Annotated in this window: 18 protein-coding genes and 1 pseudogene; 7 read left to right on the top strand and 12 right to left on the bottom strand. The window is 70.7% G+C overall.

The genetic code is table 11. The annotated features are described in order from the left end of the window. Positions 1 to 3 precede the first annotated feature (3 nt). The 7 genes from AC5P09_RS33435 to AC5P09_RS33465 form a co-directional block, all read right to left on the bottom strand. Positions 4 to 2,526 carry a PQQ-dependent sugar dehydrogenase gene (locus AC5P09_RS33435; RefSeq protein WP_493877463.1) on the bottom strand — a complete coding sequence of 841 codons (2,523 nt, stop codon included), beginning with the start codon at positions 2,524 to 2,526 and terminating at the stop codon, positions 4 to 6. A gap of 95 nt (positions 2,527 to 2,621) precedes the next feature. Beyond that, positions 2,622 to 3,626 carry a sugar phosphate isomerase/epimerase family protein gene (locus tag AC5P09_RS33440; protein WP_493877464.1) on the bottom strand — a complete coding sequence of 335 codons (1,005 nt, stop codon included), beginning with the start codon at positions 3,624 to 3,626 and terminating at the stop codon, positions 2,622 to 2,624. 14 nt (positions 3,627 to 3,640) lie between these two features. Beyond that, a complete protein-coding gene (locus tag AC5P09_RS33445; RefSeq protein WP_493877465.1) occupies positions 3,641 to 4,921 on the bottom strand; it encodes a Gfo/Idh/MocA family protein in 1,281 nt (426 codons plus the stop codon). An 83-nt stretch (positions 4,922 to 5,004) separates the two neighbouring features. Beyond that, on the bottom strand, positions 5,005 to 6,063 hold the full coding sequence (locus tag AC5P09_RS33450; RefSeq protein WP_493877466.1) for a substrate-binding domain-containing protein: 1,059 nt from the start codon (positions 6,061 to 6,063) through the stop codon (positions 5,005 to 5,007). 17 nt (positions 6,064 to 6,080) lie between these two features. Continuing rightward, positions 6,081 to 7,100 (bottom strand): ABC transporter permease, encoded by a 1,020-nt coding sequence (locus AC5P09_RS33455; RefSeq protein WP_493877467.1) that lies wholly within the window; start codon positions 7,098 to 7,100, stop codon positions 6,081 to 6,083. Beyond that, positions 7,097 to 8,614 carry a sugar ABC transporter ATP-binding protein gene (locus AC5P09_RS33460; protein ID WP_493877468.1) on the bottom strand — a complete coding sequence of 506 codons (1,518 nt, stop codon included), beginning with the start codon at positions 8,612 to 8,614 and terminating at the stop codon, positions 7,097 to 7,099. Before AC5P09_RS33460 ends, AC5P09_RS33455 begins: the two co-directional genes overlap by 4 nt. Positions 8,615 to 8,800: 186 nt before the next feature. Then, positions 8,801 to 9,982 carry an ROK family transcriptional regulator gene (locus AC5P09_RS33465; protein ID WP_493877469.1) on the bottom strand — a complete coding sequence of 394 codons (1,182 nt, stop codon included), beginning with the start codon at positions 9,980 to 9,982 and terminating at the stop codon, positions 8,801 to 8,803. A 225-nt stretch (positions 9,983 to 10,207) separates the two neighbouring features. Between AC5P09_RS33465 and AC5P09_RS33470 the strand changes: the two genes are divergently transcribed. Continuing rightward, complete coding sequence (locus tag AC5P09_RS33470; RefSeq protein WP_493877470.1) at positions 10,208 to 11,044, top strand: NAD(P)H-binding protein; 837 nt, start codon at positions 10,208 to 10,210, stop codon at positions 11,042 to 11,044. Between the two features lie 85 nt (positions 11,045 to 11,129). Here the strand turns inward: AC5P09_RS33470 and AC5P09_RS33475 are convergent, their stop codons facing one another. The 4 genes from AC5P09_RS33475 to AC5P09_RS33490 all read right to left on the bottom strand — a co-directional run bounded on the left by AC5P09_RS33475 (position 11,130) and on the right by AC5P09_RS33490 (position 14,491). After that, a complete protein-coding gene (locus AC5P09_RS33475) occupies positions 11,130 to 11,807 on the bottom strand; it encodes a GntR family transcriptional regulator (RefSeq protein WP_266450118.1) in 678 nt (225 codons plus the stop codon). Between the two features lie 155 nt (positions 11,808 to 11,962). After that, positions 11,963 to 12,904: a beta-ketoacyl-ACP synthase III gene (locus tag AC5P09_RS33480; RefSeq protein ID WP_493877471.1), complete on the bottom strand. Its 942-nt coding sequence runs from the start codon at positions 12,902 to 12,904 to the stop codon at positions 11,963 to 11,965. A 149-nt stretch (positions 12,905 to 13,053) separates the two neighbouring features. After that, positions 13,054 to 13,188: an MFS transporter small subunit gene (locus AC5P09_RS33485; RefSeq protein WP_266450115.1), complete on the bottom strand. Its 135-nt coding sequence runs from the start codon at positions 13,186 to 13,188 to the stop codon at positions 13,054 to 13,056. Next, positions 13,157 to 14,491, bottom strand: a complete 1,335-nt coding sequence (locus AC5P09_RS33490) for an OFA family MFS transporter (RefSeq protein WP_493877472.1) — start codon at positions 14,489 to 14,491, stop codon at positions 13,157 to 13,159. The genes AC5P09_RS33485 and AC5P09_RS33490 overlap by 32 nt, the downstream gene beginning before the upstream one ends. Positions 14,492 to 14,724: 233 nt before the next feature. Between AC5P09_RS33490 and AC5P09_RS33495 the strand changes: the two genes are divergently transcribed. The 5 genes from AC5P09_RS33495 to fdhD are packed head-to-tail and all read left to right on the top strand — an operon-like array spanning position 14,725 to position 21,210. Beyond that, entirely contained in the window at positions 14,725 to 15,696 is a 972-nt protein-coding gene (locus AC5P09_RS33495; protein ID WP_493877473.1) for a 2-dehydropantoate 2-reductase, read from the top strand. Next, the gene (locus AC5P09_RS33500; protein ID WP_493877474.1) at positions 15,693 to 17,618 is read left to right on the top strand and encodes a molybdopterin oxidoreductase family protein; all 1,926 of its coding nucleotides are present in this window, start codon (positions 15,693 to 15,695) and stop codon (positions 17,616 to 17,618) included. The genes AC5P09_RS33495 and AC5P09_RS33500 overlap by 4 nt, the downstream gene beginning before the upstream one ends. A 46-nt stretch (positions 17,619 to 17,664) precedes the next feature. Further along, positions 17,665 to 19,497 (top strand): NAD(P)H-dependent oxidoreductase subunit E, encoded by a 1,833-nt coding sequence (locus AC5P09_RS33505; protein WP_493877475.1) that lies wholly within the window; start codon positions 17,665 to 17,667, stop codon positions 19,495 to 19,497. Beyond that, positions 19,494 to 20,354, top strand: a complete 861-nt coding sequence (locus AC5P09_RS33510) for a 2Fe-2S iron-sulfur cluster-binding protein (RefSeq protein WP_493877476.1) — start codon at positions 19,494 to 19,496, stop codon at positions 20,352 to 20,354. Before AC5P09_RS33505 ends, AC5P09_RS33510 begins: the two co-directional genes overlap by 4 nt. 7 nt (positions 20,355 to 20,361) lie before the next feature. Then, positions 20,362 to 21,210, top strand: a complete 849-nt coding sequence (gene fdhD, locus AC5P09_RS33515) for a formate dehydrogenase accessory sulfurtransferase FdhD (protein ID WP_493877477.1) — start codon at positions 20,362 to 20,364, stop codon at positions 21,208 to 21,210. A gap of 231 nt (positions 21,211 to 21,441) precedes the next feature. On the opposite strand, the gene AC5P09_RS33520 is transcribed toward fdhD, so the two are convergent. Beyond that, entirely contained in the window at positions 21,442 to 21,987 is a 546-nt protein-coding gene (locus AC5P09_RS33520; RefSeq protein WP_493877478.1) for an isochorismatase family protein, read from the bottom strand. Positions 21,988 to 22,272: 285 nt separating this feature from the next. Between AC5P09_RS33520 and AC5P09_RS33525 the strand changes: the two are divergent. Further along, a pseudogene (locus tag AC5P09_RS33525) lies at positions 22,273 to 24,140 on the top strand (exo-alpha-sialidase). Positions 24,141 to 24,148: the final 8 nt, after the last annotated feature.

Genomic DNA, 24,148 nt, shown 5'->3' on the forward strand with positions numbered 1-24,148 from the left:
CTGTCAGCCGGTCGTGAAGGTGAAGTCGTCCACGTCGTACAGGGCTCCGGAGCCACTGCCCTTGAAGACCAGGTACAGCGTGGTCGTGCCGCGCGGGGCGCGGGACAGGTCGGCGGCGACGTCCTGGAAGGTGTCCCAGCCGCCGGTCACCGGCACGGTCGCCTTCCCGAGCAGCGTGCCCTTCGCGGACCCGGCGCGGATCTCGAGCGTGCCACCCGTGCCGGCTGACGAGACCCGCGCGGTGATCTTCTTGGCGTTGCCGAGGGCGTACGGCGTGAAGGCGATCCAGTTGCCGTTGTGCACGTCCCCGACCGTCTTCCCGCCGTGCGCGGTGTCTTTGTCGATGACCGAGACGCCGGAGGAGGTGCCGAAGTGCTCGGCCTGGCGGTGCTTGGGCTGGACGACGTTCTGGTCGTGGGTGGTGAGCGGGGTCTGGCCGCCGCCTCCGCCGTCGGTGTACTCGGCGTCGAACACGCCGAAGATGTTGGCGTCGTCGTCGTGGCCGCCGTCGGCGCTGGTCTGGATGGTGCCGGTGCAGCCGTTGGCGGAGGTCAGCGGGTGGCCGTGGGTGTCGTGGCCCAGGATGAAGGTGACCTTGACCTTCGAGCAGTCGATGTTCCTGCCGTCCTCGGGGTCGGTGACCCGGACCTTGAACGGGATCGCGTCGCCGAAGCTGAACAGCTGGCCGTCGCGCGGGAGTTCAAGCGTCACCTTGGGCGCGGTGTTGCCCACGACGATCTGCACGCTCGCGCTGCCGGTGCGTCCGCTCGGGTCCTTGGCGGTCAGGGTGGCGGTGTAGGTGCCGTTCTTCCGGTACGTGTGTGTCGGGTTGGCCGCGGTCGACGTGCCGCCGTCGCCGAAGTCCCAGCTGTAGGTGAGGGCGTCGCCGTCCTGGTCGGTGGTGCCCGCGGAGGAGAAGCCGACCCTCAGCGGGGCCTGCCCGGAGGTGCGGTTCGCCGCGGCCTGCGCGACCGGTGAGTGGCCGTCGGTGGCGTTCTCGATGCGGTACAGGGCCGAGTTCTCGTCGCCGCCGAACCAGGCCAGGCCGTAGTCGAGGACGTACAGCGCGCCGTCGGGGCCGAAGGCCATGTCCATGATCTGGGTGCCGGACCACGGCACGTCGTTGATGGACTGCACGGTGCCGCTGTCGTCGCTGACGATCCGCTTGATCCAGCGCCGGCCGAACTCCCCGGCGAAGAAGTCGCCGTCGTAGGCCTCGGGGAACTTCACCGGCGAGTCGAGGGAGGCGTCGTAGTGGTAGACCGGGCCGCCCATCGGGGACTCGGAGCCGGTGCCGAACTCGGGCACGGATCCGCCGTCATAGGGGATCCAGGCCGGCTGGGCGGGCGGCAGGTCGGTGAGGCCGGTGTTGTGCGGCGAGGTGTTCTTCGGGGCGCTGCAGTCGAACGGTGCACCGGATACACCGGTCGCGAAATCGTATGCGATATACGGGTCATTGTCGCCCGTACAGAACGGCCATCCGAAGTTCCCGGGACCAGTGACCCGCGCGAACTCCACCTGGCCGGCCGGACCGCGGGCCGGGTCGGCGGCACCGGCGTCGGGGCCGTAGTCGCCGACATAGAGGATGCCGGTCTCCTTGTCGACGCTGAAGCGGAACGGGTTGCGGAAGCCCATCGCGTAGATCTCGGGCCGGGTCTTGTCCGTGCCGGGTGCGAAGAGGTTGCCGTCGGGGACCGTGTACGAGCCGTCGGCGTTCACCTTGATGCGCAGGATCTTGCCGCGCAGGTCGTTGGTGTTGCCGGACGAGCGCCGGGCGTCGAAGGCGGGGTTGCGGCCGTCCCGGTCGTCGATGGGGGTGAAGCCGTCCGACTGGAACGGGTTGGTGTCGTCGCCCGTCGACAGGTACAGGTTGCCCGCCGCGTCGAAGTCGATGTCGCCGCCGACGTGGCAGCACAGACCGCGCGAGGCCGGGACGTCGAGGATCTTCTTCTCGCTGGCGGCGTCGAGGGTGCCGTCGGTGTTCAGGACGAACCGGGAGAGGCGGTTGACCCCGTCGAAGGGCGCGAAGTCGGCCGCGGTGCCGGTCTCGGGGGCGTCGCCCGCCGGGGTGTTCAACGGGGGTGCGTAGTAGAGGTAGATGAAGCGGTTCGTCGTGAAGTCCGGGTCCACGCCGATGCCTTGGAGGCCCTCTTCGTCGTGCGAGTAGACGTCGAGCTTGCCGGCGAGTTTGGTGTTGCCCGCCGCGTCGGTCAGGCGGAGTTCACCGTCGCGCGAGGTGTGCAGGACCGAACGGTCGGGGAGGACGGCGAGCGACATGGGCTCGCCGACCTCCGGCTCGCCCTTGGCGAGGGTGACCTGCTGGAAGTCCTCGGCGGCGGAGGCGGCCGGGGCGGCGGGTGCGGCTCCCGGGTCGGCGACGGCTGCGCCGGCCTGTGGTGTGGTGAGGGTGAGGGACGCGCCCGCGAGCAGTGCCCCGGTGAAGAGAGCGGCTGCCTTGCGGAAGGGCAGGCGTCGTCTGTGGGTCTCGTTTCTGTCGGTGCTGGTGGTGCGGTCGTTCCCGTGCACGGGTGCCTCCAGAATGGGGCCGGTTGTACATGCGGGTGCGGTTCGCCGGGATGCGCCGTCATCCCGGAACTCACTGGAGAGGCAACGAGGTTGCTCTACTCGTTGCCGCCGAACGCCGCGTCGAAGGAAGCCGACGGCGGCTCGAAGTCGTACGCCTTGAGGCGGGCCAGGGCCTCCGGGGCGCCCTGCAGCCGGTCCATGCCGGCGTCCTCCCACTCCACGGAGATGGGCCCCCGGTAGTCGATGGAACGCAGCATCCGGAAGACGTCCTCCCAGGGGACGTCGCCGTGGCCGGCGGAGACGAAGTCCCAGCCGCGGCGCGGGTCGCCCCAGGGCAGGTGGGAGCCGAGGCGGCCGTTGCGGCCGTCGAGGCGCTTGCGGGCCTCTTTGCAGTCGACGTGGTAGATGCGGTCACGGAAGTCCCACAGGAAGCCGACCGGGTCGAGGTCCTGCCACACGAAGTGGCTCGGGTCGAAGTTGAGGCCGAAAGCCGGTCGACGGTCGACTGCATCCAGCGCGCATACAGTCGTCCAGTAATCGTATGCAATCTCGCTGGGGTGGACCTCGTGCGCGAACCGCACGCCCTCCGCGTCGAAGACGTCGAGGATCGGATTCCACCGTTCGGCGAAGTCCTGGTAGCCACGCTTGATCATCGACTCCGGCGCGGGCGGGAACATGGCGACCAGATGCCAGATCGAGGAGCCGGTGAAGCCGATGACGGTGTCGACGCCGAAGGCGGCCGCGGCGCGGGCGGTGTCGGCGATCTCGGCCGCCGCCCGCTGCCGTACGCCCTCCGCGTCACCATCGCCCCAGATACGGGCCGGCAGGATCGCCTGGTGCCGTTCGTCGATGATGGCGTCGCAGACCGCCTGGCCCACCAGGTGGTTGGAGATGGCCCAGCACTTGAGGCCGTACTTGTCGAGGAGTTGGTGGCGCGAGTCGATGTACGACGGGTCGGCGAGTGCCTTGTCGACCTCGAAGTGGTCGCCCCAGCAGGCGAGTTCGAGGCCGTCGTAGCCGAAGTCGCGGGCGAGGCGGCAGACCTCTTCGAGCGGCAGGTCGGCCCACTGGCCGGTGAAGAGCGTGAAGGTGCGCGGCATGTCGCGGGGCCTCCTCAGGCCGCTATGGGCGTGTAGACGGAGTTCTTCTCGGCGCTCTCCTCCACCGCGGCCAGGACGCGCTGCACCTGGAGCCCGTCGGCGAAGGAGGGTTCGGGCCGGCGGCCCTCGGCGATCGCGTGGACCAGGTCACGGGCCTGGTGGACGAAGGTGTGCTCGTAGCCGAGGCCGTGGCCCGGCGGCCACCAGGCGTCCAGGTAGGGGTGGTCGGGTTCGGTGACGAGGATGCGGCGGAAGCCGGCGTGCGCTCCGGGCTCCGTACCGTCGTGGTACGCGAGTTCGTTGAGGCGCTCCAGGTCGAAGGCGAGCGAGCCGAGTTCGCCGTTGAGTTCGATGCGCAGGGCGTTCTTGCGGCCGGTGGCGTACCGGGTGGCCTCGAAGGAGGCGAGGGCGCCGGAGGTGAAGCGGCCGGTGAACAGGGCCGCGTCGTCCACGGTGACCTGACCGGTGCCGTTGGCGGAGACCGCGGTCAGGCCGCTGCTGGGGCCGCTGGGCAGCGGGCGCTCCCGTACGAACGTCTCGGTGAGCGCGGAGACTCCGGCCAGGGGTTCCCCCGCCAGGTACTGGGCGAGGTCGACGATGTGCGCCCCCAGGTCGCCGAGCGAGCCCGAGCCCGCCATCTCCCTGCGCAGCCGCCAGGTCAGCGGGAACTCCCGGTCCACCAGCCAGTCCTGAAGGTATGTCACCCGCACGTGGCGCAGGCTGCCGAGGCGGCCCTCGGCGACCATCGAACGGGCCAGGGCGGTGGCGGGCACCCGGCGGTAGTTGAAGCCGACCATCGCCACCCTGCCCTGCTCGTACGCCGTTTCGGCCGCCCGCGTCATCGCCTCGGCCTCCTCGACCGTGTTCGCGAGGGGCTTCTCGCACAGCACGTGCTTGCCCGCGGCCAGCGCGGCGAGGGCGATCTCGGCGTGGCTGTCGCCCGGGGTGCAGATGTCGACGAGGTCGATGTCGTCCCGCGCGATCAGGGCACGCCAGTCGGTCTCGGCGGACGCCCAGCCGTGCCGGTCGGCCGCCGCGCGGACGGCCACCGCGTCCCGCCCGCAGAGCGCGGCCAGGACCGGGGTGCGGGGCAGGTCGAAGACGCGGCCCGCGGTCCGCCAGCCCTGCGAGTGGGCGGCGCCCATGAAGGCGTAACCGATCATGCCGACGCGCAGCGGCGGTTTCTCGGCGGCGGCCGGCTGCGGGCTGCCCGCCTCGGCCCGCTCCGGACTGTCGGCCCCGGCCATGTCCGGCCCCTTCGCCTCCGCTCCTGCTGACTGCTGCGGCTGTGCCATGGGCGATGTCCTCCTCGTCGTGGTGGCGCGGTGGGGGGTGCAGCCCGGACCGTCGAGGAACCGGGCGCCTTCGGCGGAACGCCTCACTTGAAGCCGGTGGACATGTACTGGTCGACGTTGTCCTTGTCCACGACGGCGGAGTAGAGCGTGATCGACGCCGGGATCTCGTACTCGGCGAGGCCGCTCACGCCCTTGGCCTGGCCGAGGGCGCGGGCGAGGTCGATCGCGGACGCGGCCATGGTCGGCGGGTAGAGGACGGTCGCCTTCAGGACGCCGTTGTCCTGCTTGATGGCCTGGAAGGCGGACAGGGCGCCCGCGCCGCCGACCATCAGGAAGTCGTCGCGCCCGGCCTGTTCGATGGCGCGCAGCGCGCCCACGCCCTGGTCGTCGTCGTGGTTCCACAACGCGTCGAACTTCGACTGGGCCTGGAGGAGTTGGGCCATCTTGGCCTGCCCCGACTCGACCGTGAAGTCGGCCGCCTGGCGGGCCACCTTGCGGATGTTGGGGTAGTTCTTCAGCGCGTCGTCGAAGCCCTGGGTGCGCTGCTTGGTCAGCTCCAGGTTGTCGAGGCCGGCCAGTTCGATGACCCGCGCACCGGACTTCCCCTTGAGCTTCTCGCCGATGTAGTGACCGGCGCTGAGGCCCATGCCGTAGTTGTCGCCGCCGATCCAACAGCGGTATGCCTGCGGGGTGTTGAAGATCCGGTCGAGGTTGACGACCGGGATGCCCGCGCGCATCGCCTTGAGGCCGACCTGGGTCAGGGCCTTGCCGTCGGCGGGCAGGACGACCAGGACGTCGACCTTCTTGTTGATGAGGGTCTCGATCTGCCCGATCTGCTGGGCGGTGTCGTTCGAGCCCTCGGTGATCTCCAGGGTGACGTCGGAGTACTTCTCGGCTCGCTTCTCGGCGTTGTCGTTGATGGCGTTGAGCCAGCCGTGGTCGGCCTGCGGGCCGGCGAAGCCGATGGTGACCTCCTTGCCGGGCTTGTCCTCGGCGGCCGGCCGGTCGTTCGCGGCCGGTTCGTCGTCACTGGAGTCGTTGCTGGTGCAACCCGCGAGGAGGGCACCGGCCGAGACGGCGGCGGTCCCGAAGAGCAGTCCTCTGCGACTGGTGAAGCGGCTGGGGTAAGTCGGCTCTGGCATGGCGGTGAACCCTTTCCTCAGTTCGTGCTCGCGGTACGGCGCTGGACCAGCACGGCGGCGACGATGATCGCGCCCTTGGCGATCTGCTGGACGTCGCTCTGCAGGTTGTTCAGGGCGAAGATGTTGGTGATCGTGGTGAAGATCAGGACGCCGAGCACGGAGCCGGTGATGGTGCCGCGACCCCCGCTGAGCAGGGTGCCGCCGATGATGGCGGCCGCGATGGCGTCGAGTTCGTAGAGGTTGCCGTTGGTGTTCTGGCCGGAGCCGGACAGGATGATCAGCAGGAAGGCGGCGATGCCGCAGCACAGTCCGGACAGCAGGTAGAGGTACAGCCGCTGGCGGCGTACGTCGATGCCCGCGAGCCGGGCGGCCTCCGCGTTGCCGCCGACGGCGACCGTGCGGCGTCCGAAGGTGGTCCGGTTCAGCACCAGCCAGCCGATGATCGTCACGACCGCGAACACCATCACCAGGGGTGGGACGCCGAGCACGTAGGAGTCGCGTTCGCCGAGGTCGAGGATGCCGTCGACGGTGACGATCTGCGTACGGCCGTCGGTGATCTGCAGGGCCAGGCCGCGCGCGGAGGCCAGCATGGCGAGGGTGGCGATGAACGGGACCATCCCGCCGTACGCGATGAGCAGCCCGTTGACCAGGCCGCACCCGACGCCGACGATCACCGCGGTGAAGAGGATGCCCGCGAAGCCGTACTCCTGCGTGGCGACCGTGGTCGCCCACACCGAGGCGAGCGCGACGATGGCGCCGACGGACAGGTCGATGCCGCCCGAGGTGATGACGAAGGTCATCCCGACGGTGACGACACCGATCACCGAGGCCTGGGTGAGGACGAGTTGGAGGTTGCGGGTGTCGAGGAACTCGTCGGGCTTGGTGATGCCTCCGATGAGGATCAGCGCGGCGAGCACTCCGAGGAGGGAGAGGGTGCGCACGTCGGCGCGGAACACGAGGGACCGCCAGGCCGGTGCTTCGTTCGTCGACGGCACCTTGTCGGCGCTGTCCCGGGGCGGGGAGACGGGCTGCGTCATGACGCGGGGCTTCCTTCCATGACGAGGTCGAGTACGCGGTGTTCGTCGAGGTCGCGGGCGGGTGCCGTGTGGACGACGCGGCCCTCGCGCAGCACCAGGACACGATCGGCGAGGCCCAGCGCTTCGGGGACCTCGCTGGAGACCAGCAGTACGGCGAGGCCTTCGTCAGCCAGTCGACGGACGACTGCATACAGTTCGGCGCGGGCGCCGACGTCGACCCCGCGGGTCGGTTCGTCGAGCAGCAGCACCCGGCAGCCGCGCAGCAGCCAGCGGGCCAGGACGGCCTTTTGCTGGTTGCCGCCGGACAGGGTGCGGATCGGGACGTTCGGGTTGTCGGGACGCAGCGACAGCTCGCGCGTCGCGGCCCGCGCGGCCCCCAGTTCGGCGCCCCGGTCGATCCAACCGGCTCGCGAGAAGCGGGACATGGAGGAGACGGAGACATTGCGGGTGACCGACTCCAGCATCAGCAGGGCCTGCGCCTTGCGTTCCTCGGGGGCGAGTCCGAGGCCGGCGCGGACGGCGGCGCGGACGCTGCCGGGCCGCAGCGGGCGTCCGTCGACGCTGACCTGGCCGGCGGTGGGTTTGCGGGCACCGTAGATCGTCTCCAGGATCTCGGAGCGGCCCGAGCCGACGAGTCCGGCGAGGCCGACGATCTCGCCGGGACGGATGCTCAGGTCGAGGGGCTCGAACTCGCCCTCGCGGGCCAGCCCTCGCACCTCCAGGACCGGTGTGCCGCCGGGGGCCGACGCCGGCCGCTCGGGAAACACGTACTCCACGTTGCGTCCCGTCATCAGCGCGACGACCTCGCGGGTCGGTGTCGACTTCGCGGGCAGTCCGACCGCGACCGCCCGCCCGTCCTTCAGAACGGTCACCCGGTCACCGATGCGGCGGATCTCCTCCAGCCGGTGGGAGATGTAGACGACCGCGACACCGGCGGCGGTGAGGTCGCCGACGATCCGGAAGAGGTTGTCGACCTCGTCCGGGTCGAGGGCGGCGGACGGCTCGTCCATCACGATCAGCCGTACGTCGTGCGAGAGCGCCCGCGCCATGGACACGATCTGCTGCTGGGCGGCCGACAACTCCCCCACCAGGCGGGCCGGATCGACCTCCGGATGCCCAAGCCGCTTGAGCAGAGCGGCGGTTGACGCTCGTGCGGCCTTGCCCCGTACGACGAATCCGGCCGTCGTGGGTTCATGGCCGAGGTGGACGTTCTCGGCGACCGACAGGTGCTCCACCAGGTCGAGTTCCTGGTAGATGGTGGCGATGCCGAGGCGCATCGCGGCGATCGGCGAGCGGAGGGTGACGTCCTCGCCGCGCCAGCGGATGGTGCCGGTGTCGGGCTGGTGGGCGCCGGCCAGGACCTTGATGAGGGTGGACTTGCCGGCGCCGTTCTGGCCGAGCAGGCAGTGCACCTCTCCGGCCTGGACGTCGAGGTCGACGCCGTCGAGGGCCCGGACTCCGGGGAACGACTTGGTGATGCCGGACATGCTGAGCAGCGTTGGTTCGGGTGCCATGTGCGGGTCCCCCTGGCAGGCGTGCGGGCCGGAATCAGGGCAGGGCGGGGTAGGGCGAGGTGCCCGTGAGCTGTATACAGTCGGCGATATGCCGTATGAAGTCGGTTGGCTAATGTAGGAAGTCGGCTGGTGAGGGTATGAAGTCGGCTGTGGAGCGTATTGGCGTGGAGCGTATGAAGTCGGTGCTTATGCGGGTGAGAACAGGTGGTCGCTGATGAGGCGGGCCGCGCCGATGACTCCGGCGGTGGGACCCAACTCCCCCAGGACGATGGGCAGGTTGCCGGTGGCCAGCGGCAGTGACTGGCGGTAGACCTGGGTGCGGATGGCGGCGAGCAGGGTGTGGCCGAGGCCGGTCACCCCGCCGCCGATCACCACCAGGCCGGGGTTGAAGAAGCTGACCAGGCCGGCGATGACCTGGCCGACGCGGTCGCCGCCCTCACGGATCAGGTCGAGGGCGGTGGCGTCGCCCGCGGCGGCCGCGGCGGCGACGTCGACGGCGGTGAGGCCGCCGTTCGTCTCCAGGCGGGTCGCGAGTTCCACCGACAGGCCCTGCTGGGCCGCGTCCGTGGCGTCCCGGGCCAGGGCCGCCCCGCTGAAGTGGGCTTCCAGACAGCCCCGGTTGCCGCAGGCGCACGGTCGTCCGTCGGGCACGGCCTGGATGTGCCCGATGTCGCCCGCGCTGCCCGTCACCCCGCGGTGGACGTCACCGCCGGCGACGATGCCGCAGCCGATGCCGGTACCGATCTTGACGCAGAGGAAGTCGCCCACCGAGCGTGCGACGCCCGCGTGCATCTCCCCCAGCGCCATCAGGTTCACGTCGTTGTCGACCATGACCGGGCAGCCGAGTTCCTGGCTGAGCGCCTCCCGCACGGGGAAGCCGTCCCAGCCCGGCATGATCGGCGGAGCCACCGGCACGCCCTCGGGGAAGCGGACCGGGCCCGGGACGCCGAAGCCGGCGCCGTCGTAGCCCTCCGCGAGTCCCGAGGCCCGCAACTTGGCGGCCATGGACAGGACTTGCTCGAAGACCGCGACCGGGCCCTCGCGTACGTCCATGGGCTGGTTGAGATGGCCGAGGATCTCCAGTTCGGCGTTGGTGACGGCGACGTCGACCGAGGTCGCGCCGATGTCGACGCCGAGGAACCGCAGGCTGGGGGCGAGCCTGATGTTGTGGGAGCGGCGGCCGCCGCGCGAGGCGGCGAGTCCGTCGGCCACGACCAGGCCGGTCTCCAGCAGCCGGTCGACCTCCACGGCCAGCTTGGACCGCGACAGGTCGACCTGATCTCCCAGTTGGGCACGGGAGTTGGGGCCGCCGTCCCGCAGCAGCTTCAGCAGGCGGGCCTGATGCGCGTTCGCGGGTCGAGCCGTCATGCGTCTCACGAGCCCCTCCCCGCCTCAATCGGCCACCGGTTGGCTGGCTTTCGAGGGGAACGTAGCAGCGGCTGCCGAAGGTGGGAAGAAGTCGTGCATGGATTGCCGCAGACTTTTTCTCCTCACAGGACAAAGACGGTCCGCACCCTGGTGCCCCCCGCCCCGGCACCGCAGGATGGGCACGAGACCCGGGCCGGGCACGGCCCGGGCCGAGAGGGGGACCGTGTGATTCTGGTGACGGGTGCCACGGGGAATGTGGGGGCCGAACTCGTCGGTGCCCTGGCCGAGGCCGGTCGGCCGGTGCGGGCGCTGAGTCGGGCCGGCCGGACGGACGGGTTGCCGTCGGGGGCGTCGGGGGTGGAGGCCGTGGCCGGCGACCTGAACCGGCCGGAGACCGTGCGGGACGCGCTGGACGGCGTAACAGCCCTGTTCCTGATGCCTGGTTACGGCGGTCAGCGCCAGGTCCTGGCGGATGCGCGGGACGCGGGAGTGGAGCGGGTCGTCCTGCTGTCGGGGAAGTCGGCGGGCACCGGCGACACGGCCAACGCGGTCGCCGGCTATCTGATCGACGCGGAGACGGCGGTGCGGGAGTCGGGGCTCGCGTGGACCTGCCTGCGGCCGACGAGCTTCATGTCGAACGCGCTGCAACTGGCCGACCAGATCCGCAAGGGCGACACGGTGCGGGTGCCCTTCCCGGACGTGTACACCACCGACATCGATCCGTACGACATCGCGCAGGCTGCCCTGAGTGCCCTGCTCTCCGACGAGTTCGCGGGCCGGGCCCTCGAACTGACCGGCCCCGAGGCGCTGTTGCCCGCCGACCGCGTCCGCGTCCTCGGCGAGGTGCTGGGGCGGGACCTGCGCGCCGTAGGACTGACGCACGAGGAGACGCGCGCCGAGCTGGAGGCGCGCATGCCGACGCCGTACGTCGACGCCTTCTTCGCCTTCTTCGTCGACGGCACTCTGGACGAGTCGGTGGTCCTGCCGACGGTCCAGGAGGTCACCGGCCGGGCGCCGCGCGCCTTCGCCGACTGGGCGAGGGCGCACGCGGACGCGTTCTGAGCGGCGGGCGCCGTGAGGTCAGCAGCACGGGAGACCGGCAGTTGAGGTCGGCAAGTCCCGGCGCGCACGGTAAGTACCGCGAGGACTAAGGCTGTTGGCGGGCGTGGTATGAGCGGCGCGTGTGCTCGGTGTGTTCCCGCATGAGCTCGGTGGCGCGCTGCTCGTCGCGGTCGGCGATCGCGGCGATCAGGTCCCGGTGTTCGATCCAGGACTGGTTGCCGCGCTGCCGGGCGACCGGTGTGTAGTACCAGCGCACCCGCCGGTCGACCTGTGCCGCGAGTTCGGCGAGGACCGCGTTGCCCGCGAGCTCCATGACCTTCCCGTGGAAGCGGGCGTTCAGGGCGACGGCGGCGTCCACGTCGTCCGAGGCGACCGCCAGCCTGCCCTGCTTCAGGATCTCTTCCAGCACCTGGATGCCGGCCTTGTCCGCGTTCGCGGCGGCCAGCCGGGCGGCCTCGGCCTCCAACAGCGTGCGCACGGTGAGGAGTTGGTCGGCCTCTTCCTCGGTCGGCTCATGCACGAACGCGCCCTGGGCGGGGCGCAGATCGACCCAGCCCTCGGTGTTCAGCCGCTGCAGGGCCTCGCGCACCGGCTGCCGGGAGACTCCGAGATGCCCGGCCAGTTCGCTCTCCACGAGATGCTGGCCGGGCTGCAGGGCGCGGGTGGTGATGAGTTCGAGCAGCGCCTCGTAGACGCGGTCCCGCAGCGGACCCGGCCGTTCGAGCTTGGGCACTGCTCCCTGCGGCAGTCCTGTCGACAACATCGCGGTCCCCCTCCTCTGCGGGCCGTGCACAGCAGCCGTGAAAGGCCGGTGTCACCCGTAGACCCAGTATCGATTGTCTTTCGTCTACAGTCTACGGCGCACAGGTGCCAGGGGAACGGCGAGTTGGCCTCGTCACATCCCGTTGTAAGGGCACGTCAGGGACAGCGGACCACCTGTCCGGCGTACGACAGGTTCCCGCCGAAGCCGAAGAGCAGCACCGGATCCCCCGTGGAGATGGCGCCCTGCTCCACCAGCTTGGAGAACGCGAGCGGGATACTCGCGGCGGAGGTGTTACCCGATTCGGTGACGTCGCGTGCGATCACGGCGTTGACGGCACCCAGCTTCTGGGCGAGGGGGTCGATGATGCGCAGGTTGGCCTGGTGCAGCACGACCGCGGCGAGGTCCGCGGGGACGAGGCCCGCGCGCTCGCAGGCCCGGCGGGCGAGGGGCGGCAGCTGCGTGGTCGCCCAGCGGTAGACGCTCTGCCCCTCCTGCGCGAACCGCGCGGGCTGACCCTCGATCCGTACCGCGTGCCCCATCTCGGGCACCGACCCCCACAGCACCGGCCCGATACCGGGCTCCGTCTGAGCAGCCTCGACCACCGCGGCGCCCGCGCCGTCGCCGACGAGCACGCAGGTCGTACGGTCGGTCCAGTCGGCGACCTCGGACATCTTGTCGGCGCCGATGACCAGGGCGCGGGTCGCCGCGCCCGCCCGCACGGTGTGGTCGGCGGTGGCCAGCGCGTGGGTGAAGCCGGCGCACACGACGTTGAGGTCCATCGCGGCGGGTGAGGGGATGCCGAGCCGGGCGGCGACCCGGGCGGCCATGTTCGGCGAACGGTCGACCGCGGTCGACGTGGCCACCAGCACCAGGTCGATGTCGGCGGGCGTCAGACCGGCCGCCGCGAGCGCCTTGGCGGCGGCGTGCGCGGCCAGCTCGTCGACCGGCTCGTCGGGCCCGGCGATACGGCGGGTGCGGATGCCCACCCGGGACCTGATCCACTCGTCGCTGGTGTCGACCATGCCCGCCAGGTCCTCGTTGGTGAGTACCCTGGCGGGCTGGTAATGGCCGACAGCGGCGATGCGCGAGCCGTTCATGGGCGAATCCCCCTCGTTGCTCAGGTAGCGGGATTCACCAGTCTGATCAATGACTCGCGGGTACGACGGCAGGTGAAGCCACAGGAAACCGGCTCCGGCCTTGTCGGCTTCCATCAGGCCCTCGGACGCCCGAACACTGTCCGAACGGGTCACCCGGTGAACAGCTGGGTCGCCTTCTGTACCAGTTCGTACAGCCCGTAGGCGAGCGGTGCCCCGACCCACACCCAGGCGAAGGCGATCAGCCCCCGCCGGCTAGGCGGACTCTGACTGCTGTCGCTGGACATCGACGGCCTCCTTGCTCGGGGCGGGAACGTGGTGACGGACGTGGACGGGCCGGACGAGTTCGTTGGCGACGAAGCCGACCACGAGCAGCCCGATCATGATGACGAACGACAGACCGTACAGTGACGCCCCGTGCTTGCCCGCCTCCTCCTGCCGGTCGGCGATCCAGTTCACGATCAGCGGCCCGAGGACGCCCGCCGTGGACCAGGCGGTGAGCAGCCGTCCGTGGATCGCGCCGACCTGGTAGGTACCGAAGAGGTCCTTGAGGTAGGCGGGGATGGTCGCGAACCCGCCGCCGTAGAAGGACAGGATCACCAGCGCGCTCAGGATGAACACCGGCTTCGACGAGTCGCCGAACAGGGCGATCAGCGCGTACATCATGGCGCCCACGCCGAGGTAGACGCGGTAGATGTTCTTGCGGCCGATCAGGTCGGAGGTCGACGACCAGCCGATCCGGCCCGCCATGTTGGCCGCGGACAGCAGGGCGACGAAGCCGGCTGCGGCCGAGACCGACACCGGGGTCGAGGTGTCCGCGAAGAAGTCCGTGATCATCGGGGCGGCCTTCTCCAGGATGCCGATGCCGGCGGTCACGTTCATGCAGAGCACGACCCACAGACACCAGAACTGGGGTGTGCGCACCGCACTGCGGGCGGAGACCTGCGGGCCCGCGAGGACACTCGGTGCGCCTTCGACCGGCCTCGGGCTGCGCGGTACCCGTACGAGCAGCACGCCCAGGGTCATGAAGACTGCATACGAAAGCCCGTGTACGAGAAACGCGAGCGCGATCCCGGAGCTGTCGCTGCCGAACGACTCCAGCATCTGCGCCGACCAGGGCGAGGCGATGAGGGCGCCGCCGCCGAAGCCCATGATGGCGATGCCGGTGGCCATGCCCGGCCTGTCCGGGAACCATTTGATCAGGGTCGAGACGGGCGAGATGTAGCCGATGCCGAGGCCGATACCGCCGACGAAGCCGTAGCCGAAGACGATCAGCCAGTACTGCTCGGTGGCCGCGCCGAGCGCGGAGAGCAGGAAGCCGGACGAGAAGCAGATCAGGGCGACGGTCATCGCCCAGCGCGGCCCGTTGCGCTCCACGAGCGTGCCGCCGAACGCGGCCGACAGACCGAGCATGACGATGCCGAGTTGGAAGGGCAGCGCGCTCTGTGTGCCGCTGAGGCCGAGGGCTGATTCCAGGGGCGGCTTGAACACGCTCCAGGCGTAGGCCTGTCCGATGGAGAGGTGGACCGAGAGGGCGGCGGGCGGAACCAGCCAGCGGCTCCAGCCCGCGGGTGCGACTGGGGGACTCATGATCCCGAACGGTAGGAAGAATCCGGGAAGTTGAGAAGGCGGCGCGTCGACCGTATGCGATGAACGGTATCCCGTGCGCGCCGAACGGTCCTACCGGCCGGTTTCCCCGGCCGCTCCCCATCCTGCGCGAACCCTTGCTGGCACAACTTCCATACTGTAGACAATATTTCGTCGACAGATTTCGGCAGTGCGCCATCTCCGCGGTATCCCTCGACCGAACGGAGCTCCCTCGTATGAAAGTCGCAGTACTCGGCGCCGGAGCGATCGGCGCCTACGTCGGCGCCGCGCTCCACCGCGCCGGCGCCGACGTGCACCTCGTCGCCCGTGGACCGCATCTCGCGGCCATGAGGCAGCACGGTGTGCGGGTCCTGAGCCCGCGCGGTGACTTCACCGCGCACGCACACGCCACCGACGACCCGGCCGAGGTCGGCCCGGTCGACTTCGTCTTCCTGGGCCTGAAGGCCAACTCGTACGCGGCGTGCGGGCCGCTGATCGAGCCTCTCCTGCACGACTCCACGGCGGTCGTGGCCGCCCAGAACGGCATCCCCTGGTGGTACTTCCACCGGCACGGCGGCCCCTACGACGGCCATCGCGTCGAGAGCGTGGACCCGGGCGGCGCGGTCAGTGCGGTGCTCGCGCCCGAACGCGCCGTCGGCTGCGTGGTCTACGCGGCCACCGAGCTCGAAGGACCGGGCGTGATACGGCACTTGGAAGGAACCCGGTTCTCGGTCGGCGAGCCCGACCGGAGCGTCTCGGCGCGCTGTACGGCGTTCAGCGAGGCGATGCAGGCCGGCGGGCTGAAGTGCCCGGTCGAGCCCGACCTGCGCAACGACATCTGGCTCAAGCTGCTCGGCAACATCTCCTTCAACCCGATCAGCGCGCTGGCCCGCGCCACCATGCGGCAGATGTGCCTGCACGGCGGCACCCGCAAGGTCATCGAGATCATGATGACCGAGACGCTCAGCGTCGCCGAGGCCCTCGGCTGCGAGGTCGGCGTCTCCATCGAGCGCCGGCTCGCGGGCGCCGAACGGGTCGGCGACCACCGCACCTCCACGCTCCAGGACCTGGAGCGCGGCAAGCCGCTCGAACTCGACGTGCTGCTCGCGGCCGTCGTGGAGCTGGCGGAGATCACCGGCGTCGAGGTGCCCACCCTGCGCACCGTGCACGCCATCTCGGACCTGCTCGCACTGAGGAGCGCCGCATGAGGAAACGCGATCGAACCCCGAAGACCTACACCCGGCTCACCCATCCGCTGGTCCGGGACTCCCGCGACGAACCGTTCCGTCAGGCCACCTGGGACGAGGCGCTGGACCGCGCCGCCCGGGGCCTGACGGCGGCCCGCGGCTCGTTCGGCATGTTCTCCTGCGCCCGGGCGACGAACGAGATGAACTACGTGGCGCAGAAGTTCGCCCGCGTCGTCATGGGCACCAACAACGTCGACTCCTGCAACCGGACGTGTCACGCCCCGAGCGTGGCCGGTCTGTCGGCCGCGTTCGGCTCGGGCGGCGGGACGTCGTCGTACGAGGAGATCGAGTACACCGACGTCATCGTGATGTGGGGCTCCAACGCCCGTTTCGCGCATCCGATCTTCTTCCAGCACGCGCTCAAGGGCATACACAACGGCGGTCGACTGTATGCGGTCGACCCGCGACGGACGTCGACCGCCGAGTGGGCGGAGAGCTGGCTCGGTCTCAACGTCGGCACGGACATCCCGATGGCGCACGCGATCGGCCGCGAGATCATCCACGCCGGCCTCGCCAACGAGGCGTTCATCGCGCGCGCCACCAGCGGCTACGAGGAGTACAAGCAGCTCGTCGAACCGTGGACGCTGTCCCTCGCGCAGAAGGTGACGGGCGTACCGGCCGCAGCCATAAGGGAGTTGGCGCACGCCTACGCCCGCGCCGAACGCGCCCAGCTGTGCTGGACCCTCGGCATCACCGAGCACCACAACGGCACCGACAACGTGCGCGCGTTGATCAACCTCTCGCTGCTCACCGGCCACGTCGGCCGCTACGGCTCCGGTCTGCAGCCCCTGCGCGGCCAGAACAACGTGCAGGGCGGCGGCGACATGGGCGCCATCCCCAACCGGCTGCCCGGATTCCAGGACATCCTCGACCCCGTGGCGCGGCTGAAGTTCGAGTCGGCCTGGGACACCGTCATCCAGCCGCACTACGGGATGAACCTGACGGAGATGTTCGAGGCCATGGAGGAGGGCACGCTCAAGGCGGTCTACTGCATCGGCGAGAACCCCGCGCAGTCGGAGGCGGACAGCGAGCAGGCCGTACGGCGGATGCGGCAGCTGGACTTCCTCGTGGTGCAGGACATCTTCCTCACGAAGACGGCCGAACTCGCGGACGTCGTTCTGCCCGCCACGGCCGGCTGGGCGGAGACCGAGGGCACAACCACCAACAGCGAGCGGCGGGTTCAGCGGGTGCGCCGGGCGGTGACCCCGCCCGGCGAGGCCCGCGAGGACGTCGACATCATCTGCGACCTGGCCGCACGGCTCGGCCACGACTGGAAGTACGCCGACTCCGAGTCCGTCTGGAACGAGCTCCGCTCGGTCTCGCCGGACCACTACGGAATGACGTACGACCGCCTGGAGGAACACCAGGGCATCCAGTGGCCCTGTCCCGACCCCGACCGGCTCGAACCGACTTACCTGCACGGCCGGTTGTGGGAGAAGGACCCCGCACGGCGCGGCAGGCCGGCCCCCTTCGGGCTCGTCCAGCACGATCCGCCGGTCGATCTCACCGACGAGGAGTACCCGATCCGGCTGACCACCGGCCGACGGCTCGACTCGTACAACACCGGCGTGCAGAGCGGGAGTTTCGCGTCCCCGCTGCGGCGCGGCGAGTTCATCGAGCTGTGTCCGGAGGACGCCGAGCGGTACGGGGTCGTGGTCGGCGAGGAGGTGCAGATCGCCTCGCGGCGCGGGTCGGTCGTCGCGCCCGTGTGGGTCGACCCCGCCCTCAGGCCGGGGCTGGCCTTCATGACCATGCATTTTCCCGACGAGGTGGACACCAACCAGCTGACGATCGAGGCGAATTGCCCGATCGCGGGGACGGCGGAGTTCAAGGCGTCGGCGATCCGAATCGAGAAGCTGCCGATCACGACGACCGTCGGCTGACCCAAGCTGCTCAGTCTGCTCAGTGGCTCAAGAGTGAGGTGACCTGGTGGATCTGCACTTCGGTGACAGCAAGCCGACGGACGACGAGCGGGCGGCGGTCGACGCGCTGCTCGGTCCTCCGGAGTCCTCGTGGGAGGGGGCCGACCGCGATGAGATGAGGGCCGCCGACCTCAGGTGGGCCCGTGGCGGGCGCGCGGCCCGGGACCGCCGTGACCTGCTGTTGCCGGGGCTGCACGCGATCAACGACCGGGTCGGCTGGATCAGCGAGGGCGCCCTGGACTACCTGTGCCGTCGGCTGACCGTGCCGCCGGCGGAGGCGTACGGGGTCGCCACCTTCTACGCGATGTTCTCGGTCAAGCCCCGCCCCGCGACCGTGCTGCACGTGTGCACGGACCTGGCGTGCGCGGCCGCCGGGGCGTCCGAGCTGTGCGCCGGGATCGAGGCCCGGCTCGGCCTCGGCAGCGGTGTCTCGGTCGAGCGCAGCCCGTGCCTCGGCCTGTGCGAACGGGCTCCGGCCGCGCTCGCGATCAAAGCCGGGGATCCGGTGCGTACGGCGGTCTCGGCGCCGGCGACGGTCGAGGCGGCCGTACTCGCGGCGAGCGCACCGGACTCGGCGCCGGTCGAGCCGTCGGCGGCGATGGCGGTGCCCCAGGCGGGAGACCCGTCGCTGACCCTGCTGCGCCGCGTCGGCGTCGTGGACCCGACGAGCCTGGACGACTACCGGGCCCACGGCGGCTACACCGCCCTACGCCGGGCCTTCGACCTCGGTCCCGCCGGAGTCATCCGTGAGGTCACCGACTCGGGCCTGGTCGGGCGCGGTGGCGCCGCCTTCCCCACCGGCCGCAAGTGGCAGGCCACGGCGTCCCAGCCCGACCATCCGCACTACCTGGTGTGCAACGCGGACGAGTCCGAGCCGGGCACCTTCAAGGACCGCGTGATCATGGAGGGCGACCCGTACGCGCTGGTGGAGGCGATGACGATCGCGGCGTACGCGACCGGAGCGCACCGAGGCTTGCTGTATCTGCGCGGCGAATATCCGCGCGCAGTACACCGTATGCAATGTGCCGTCGACCAGGCGCGCGCCCGTGGACTGCTCGGCGACGACGTCCTCGGCCAGGGCTACGCCTTCGACATCGAGATCCGGCGGGGCGCGGGCGCGTACATCTGCGGCGAGGAGACGGCCCTGTTCAACTCCATCGAGGGCTACCGGGGCGAACCGCGCTCGAAGCCGCCATTCCCCGTGGAGAAGGGCCTGTTCGGCAAACCCACGGTCGAGAACAACGTCGAGACGCTGGTCAACGTGCTGCCGATCCTGACCATGGGCGCCCCGGCGTACGCGGCGATCGGGACCCAGCGGTCCACCGGGCCCAAACTGTTCTGCGTGTCGGGCAGCGTGGACCGGCCCGGGATCTACGAGCTGCCGTTCGGCGCCACGCTGGGCGAACTGCTGGAGCTGGCCGGCGTGCGCGAGGGGCTGCGGGCGGTGCTGCTCGGCGGGGCGGCCGGCGGCTTCGTACGGCCGGACGAACGGGACATCCCGCTCACCTTCGAAGGCACCCGGGAGGCGGGCACCACGCTCGGGTCGGGGGTCGTGATGGCCTTCGACGACACGGTGCCGCTGCCCCGGCTGCTCCTGCGGATCGCCGAGTTCTTCCGTGACGAGTCGTGCGGCCAGTGCGTGCCGTGCCGGGTCGGGACCGTCCGCCAGGAGGAGGCCCTGCACCGGATCGCGGAGCGCACGGGTGCGGCGGCGGCCGACGACATCGCCCTGCTCAGGGAGGTCGGCCGCGCCATGCGGGACGCCTCCATCTGCGGTCTGGGACAGACCGCGTGGAACGCCGTGGAATCCGCCATCGACCGCCTGGGGGCGTACGAATGACCGTGACACCGCTGGGGATCCCCCGCCGCCTGCTGGAGTTCACCATCGACGGGGAGGAGACCAGGGTCCCCGAGGGCTCGACCGTCCTCGACGCCTGCCGGGCGGCCGGGAAGGACATCCCGACGCTCTGCGAGGGCGACACCCTCACCCCCAAGAACGCCTGCCGGGTCTGTGTCGTCGAGGTCGAGGGCTCCCGCACCCTGGTCCCGGCCTGCTCCCGCAAGGCCGAGCCCGGCATGGAGGTGAGGACCGACACCGAGCGGGCCCGCCACAGCCGCAAGATCGTCCTGGAGCTGCTCGCCTCCTCGGTCGACATGTCGACGACCCCGAGGGTGGCGGAGTGGATCAAGGAGTACGAGGCGAAGCCGGACCGTTTCGGCCCGGACGCGGCCCGGCTGAACGAGGAGCCAAGGGTCGACAACGACCTCTACGTCCGCGACTACGACAAGTGCATCCTCTGCTACAAGTGCGTGGACGCCTGCGGCGACCAGTGGCAGAACACCTTCGCGATCTCGGTCGTGGGGCGCGGCTTCGACGCCCGGATCGCGGTGGAGCACGACGGGCCGCTCACGGACTCGGCGTGCGTGTACTGCGGCAACTGCATCGAGGTGTGCCCCACGGGCGCCCTGTCGTTCAAGTCGGAGTTCGACATGCGGGCGGCGGGTACCTGGGACGAGTCGGCGCAGACGGAGACGACCACGGTGTGCGCGTACTGCGGAGTGGGCTGCAACCTCACTCTGCACGTGCAGGACAATGAGATCGTGAAGGTCACCTCGCCGCACGACAACCCGGTGACCCACGGCAACCTCTGCATCAAGGGCCGTTTCGGCTACCAGCACGTACAGAACCGGGGCTGATCAGGACATGGGACGAGTCACGGAACGACGCAAGGTGATCCGCATCCGGGACGGGGTGGTCTCCAGCCGCCCGGACACGCTCGTCGCCGAGGAACCACTGGAGATCCGGCTGAACGGCAAACCGCTCGCCATCACCATGCGCACACCGGGCGACGACTTCGCGCTCGCCGCCGGTTTCCTGGTGAGCGAGGGTGTGCTGGCCGCGGCATCCGATCTGCTGAATATTGTCTACTGTGCGGGGGCGACCGTAGACGGCTCGAACACCTACAACGTGGTGGACGTCCGGACTGCGCCGGGCGTGATCATGCCCGACATCACGCTCGAGCGGAACGTCTACACGACCTCGTCCTGCGGCCTGTGCGGCAAGGCGAGCCTCGACGCCGTCCGTACGACCGCCCGCTGGCCCATCGCCGACACTCCCCCGGTCCGCGTCGAACCCGAGTTGCTCGCGAGCCTCCCCGACCGGCTGCGCGCGGCCCAGCGGGTCTTCGACCGGACCGGGGGCCTGCACGCGGCGGCCCTGTTCTCCGAGGACGGCGAACTGCTCGACATCCGGGAGGACGTGGGCCGGCACAACGCGGTCGACAAGCTGGTCGGCCGCGCCCTGCAGAACGGGGACCTGCCGCTGTCCCGCACCATCCTGCTCGTATCGGGCCGGGCCTCCTTCGAACTGGCGCAGAAGGCCGTGATGGCGGGCATCCCGGTCCTCGCGGCGGTCTCGGCGCCCTCGTCACTGGCCGTGGACCTGGCGGCGGAGGCGGGGCTGACGCTGGTGGGCTTCCTGCGGGGCAGCTCCATGAACGTGTACGCGGGCGAGGGCCGCATCGCCCTGCGGGCCGCGGCCGCCCAGGGCTGACCGGCTCCCCGCGACACGGCGGCGGGGCCCCGACCGGCGGGGAGCGCCCCCTGCGCCGCAGGGGCCCCGTCTCAAACCAGCCGTCACAGCCTGCCGCTCTCAGCCCGCCGTCTCAAGCTGCCGCCTGTGCGGACTCGGCGAAGGCGGTGATCAGGGGTGAGCGGCGGCTCGCCGGCTGCCGACCGCGGCACGAGGGTGGTGCCGAGCCCGCCCGCCATACGCTCCGAGGACTCACTCCGCCCCGAGGCGCACCTGCGCCGCGGTCACCACGGTGCCCAGCCGGGGGAAGTCCAGCCGTACGGACGCCTCGTGCTCGGCCGTCGTGAACGCGGCCATGGCGTCCTCCACGAAGACGAGGTCGTAGCCGAGGTCGCCGGCCGCGCGTGCGGTGGACTCCACGCCGAGGTTGGTGGCGATCCCGCCGAACACGAGCGTGGTGACACCGCGTTCGCGCAGGCACTCGTCCAGGCCGGTGCCCTGGAAGGCGCCGATCGTCCGCTTCACGATCTCGACGTCACCGTCCCGGAGCAGGCCGGCCACCAGCCCGCTGCCGGGCGGCTGCTCGGCGACGCCGGCGCGCTCGACGCGGACGAGCACGACGAGCGCACCGGCCGCGCGGAACCGGGACGCCAACTCCTCGGCGACGGCGAGGACTTCGGTGCCCTTGCGAGGTTCCAGGGGCAGCGCGACGATGCGGTCCATCAGATCGACGAGCACGAGGGCGGTGCGGGCAGCGGGGAGCGCGGGCCCGGATTCGACGGTGCGTGGTGCGTTCATGACGGAACGTTATCCGCCGCCGGCCGTCCGTACCGGAAATCCGGATCAACAGGCCCATGAACTCGTCACGTTCGGCCCCGCGGGGAGCCGGCATGGTGCCGGCACATCTTCATGCCCTCCCTGGCAGCCGCGCCGACCGAGGCCTGACCGCCCGCCGCCGGCACTCCGCAGGTTCTGACGTGCGTCACACCCGTCCGGAGCAGCGACGGGCCCCGCCTGACATATCTGACAAACCGCCAGACCTAGCATGATCGGATGTTCAGACAGGAAAGGGAAACTCGTCCCCTGCCGGCACGGTTTCGCGCCCGTCAGGGCTCCATCAATCTGACGGCGGTCGTCGCGACGGCGGCGCTGGCCGTGTCGCCCACTCCCGGGCACGCTCAAACACCCAGCTCAGCACCGGAGTTCGAGCAACAGGTCCTCTTCAAGGCGTCCCAGGACCCCGGCTACGCCTGCTTCCGCATTCCGGCGATTGTGCATACAGTCGACGGCACACTGCTGGCCTTCGCCGAGGGCCGGGTCCTGAACTGCGGTGACGCCGCCGACATCGACATCGTCCTGAAACGCTCCACGGACGGCGGCCGCACCTGGGGCCCGCTCCAGGTCATCAACGAGGGCAACGGCGACACGCACGGCAACCCGGCCCCGATCGTGGACCGCGACACCGGCCGCGTGCTGCTCGCCGAGACGTACAACACGGGTCGCACGGACAGCGCCGGCTGCTCCGCGCCCTGCGACCGGACCCCCCATCTGCAGTACAGCGACGACGACGGCCTGACCTGGTCGGCGCCGCGCGACCTGAGTGCCGAGATCCGGCCCGCGCACTGGAACTCCTGGTACGCCACCGGTCCCGTGCACGGCATCCAGCTCACCCGCGGCGCGCACGCCGGCCGACTGGTCTTCGGCGTCAACGCCGAGACCTGGCACGGCAGTCGGGTCACCGCCAACCACGCCGCCCTCATCGTCAGCGACGACGGCGGCGACCACTGGAAGGCCGGCGCCACCGACTCCTGGCCCGTCGCCAAGGACCGCGTCTTCCGGCAGAAACCGTCCGAGCTGACGCTCACCGAGCGCACCGACGGCGCGGTCCTGGTCAGCGGCCGCGAACAGAACGGCACCGACATCGGCCACCGCACCCAGGCCGTCAGTCTCGACGGCGGCACCAGCTTCACCGCGCCCTTCCACGAGCTCCCGGACCTCTACGCGCCCCAGGTCCAGTGCGCGACACTCCCCTTCGGCGACCGCATCCTGCTGTCCTGTCCCGCCGACCCCGACCGCCGCCGGACCATGATGATCCGCTCCTCCTACGACGGCGGCGCCACCTGGGACAGTGTCGACCGGGGCACGGTCGTCACCACGGACTGGTCCGGCTACTCCGACCTGGCGCCGATCGACGACGACACGGTGGGCCTGCTGTACGAGGCCGGCACCGTCGACGCCCGCGACGAGGTCCGCTTCGCCCGCTTCACCGAGGACTGGCTGCAGGCACGCCGCGGCCCGGATCCGACCACCCTCGATCTCGCCCCGGGCGCCGCGAACGCGGCCGTGCTGGGTGGTGCCGGGGCGACGGTCGGCGCGTCGGGCGGGGCGCTGGAGTTCGACGGCGCCGACGACGCCGTACGCCTGCCGTACCGCCAGCAACTCGCCTTGGACACCAAGGAGTTCACGGCATCCCTCCGGTTCCGCTACACCGCCACGACCGGGGAGCAGCCGCTGCTGTGGATGGGCGGGGTCGGCAACACCCAGCCGCAGGTCTGGCTGCGCGGCGAGCCCGCGGGCAACCGGCTGCGCGGCCTGATCACCGCGCGGGACGGCGCGACGACCGTGCGCACGGCGACCGTCACGACCACCGGCGCCCACAACGACGGCCGGTGGCACCATCTGGCGCTGCGCCGCGGCGGCGGCCGGCTGACCCTGTTCATCGACGGTACGGCGATCGGCGCCGCGGACGTGCCGGGCTCGGTCAGCCGCAACGCGCCGTTCGGCGTACACATCGGGCAGCGCATGGACAGCCGGGCCTTCTTCACCGGCGCGATCGACGATGTCCGCGTCTGGGACCGGGCCCTAACCGACGAGGAGATCAAGGCGGGAGCGGCCCTGTGGGGAACGCCGTCCTGTGGCTGCCCATGGACCACGTGAGCAACAGCCGCTAACGTCCGGG

The sequence above is a fragment of the Streptomyces sp. a15 genome (genome assembly GCF_059026085.1).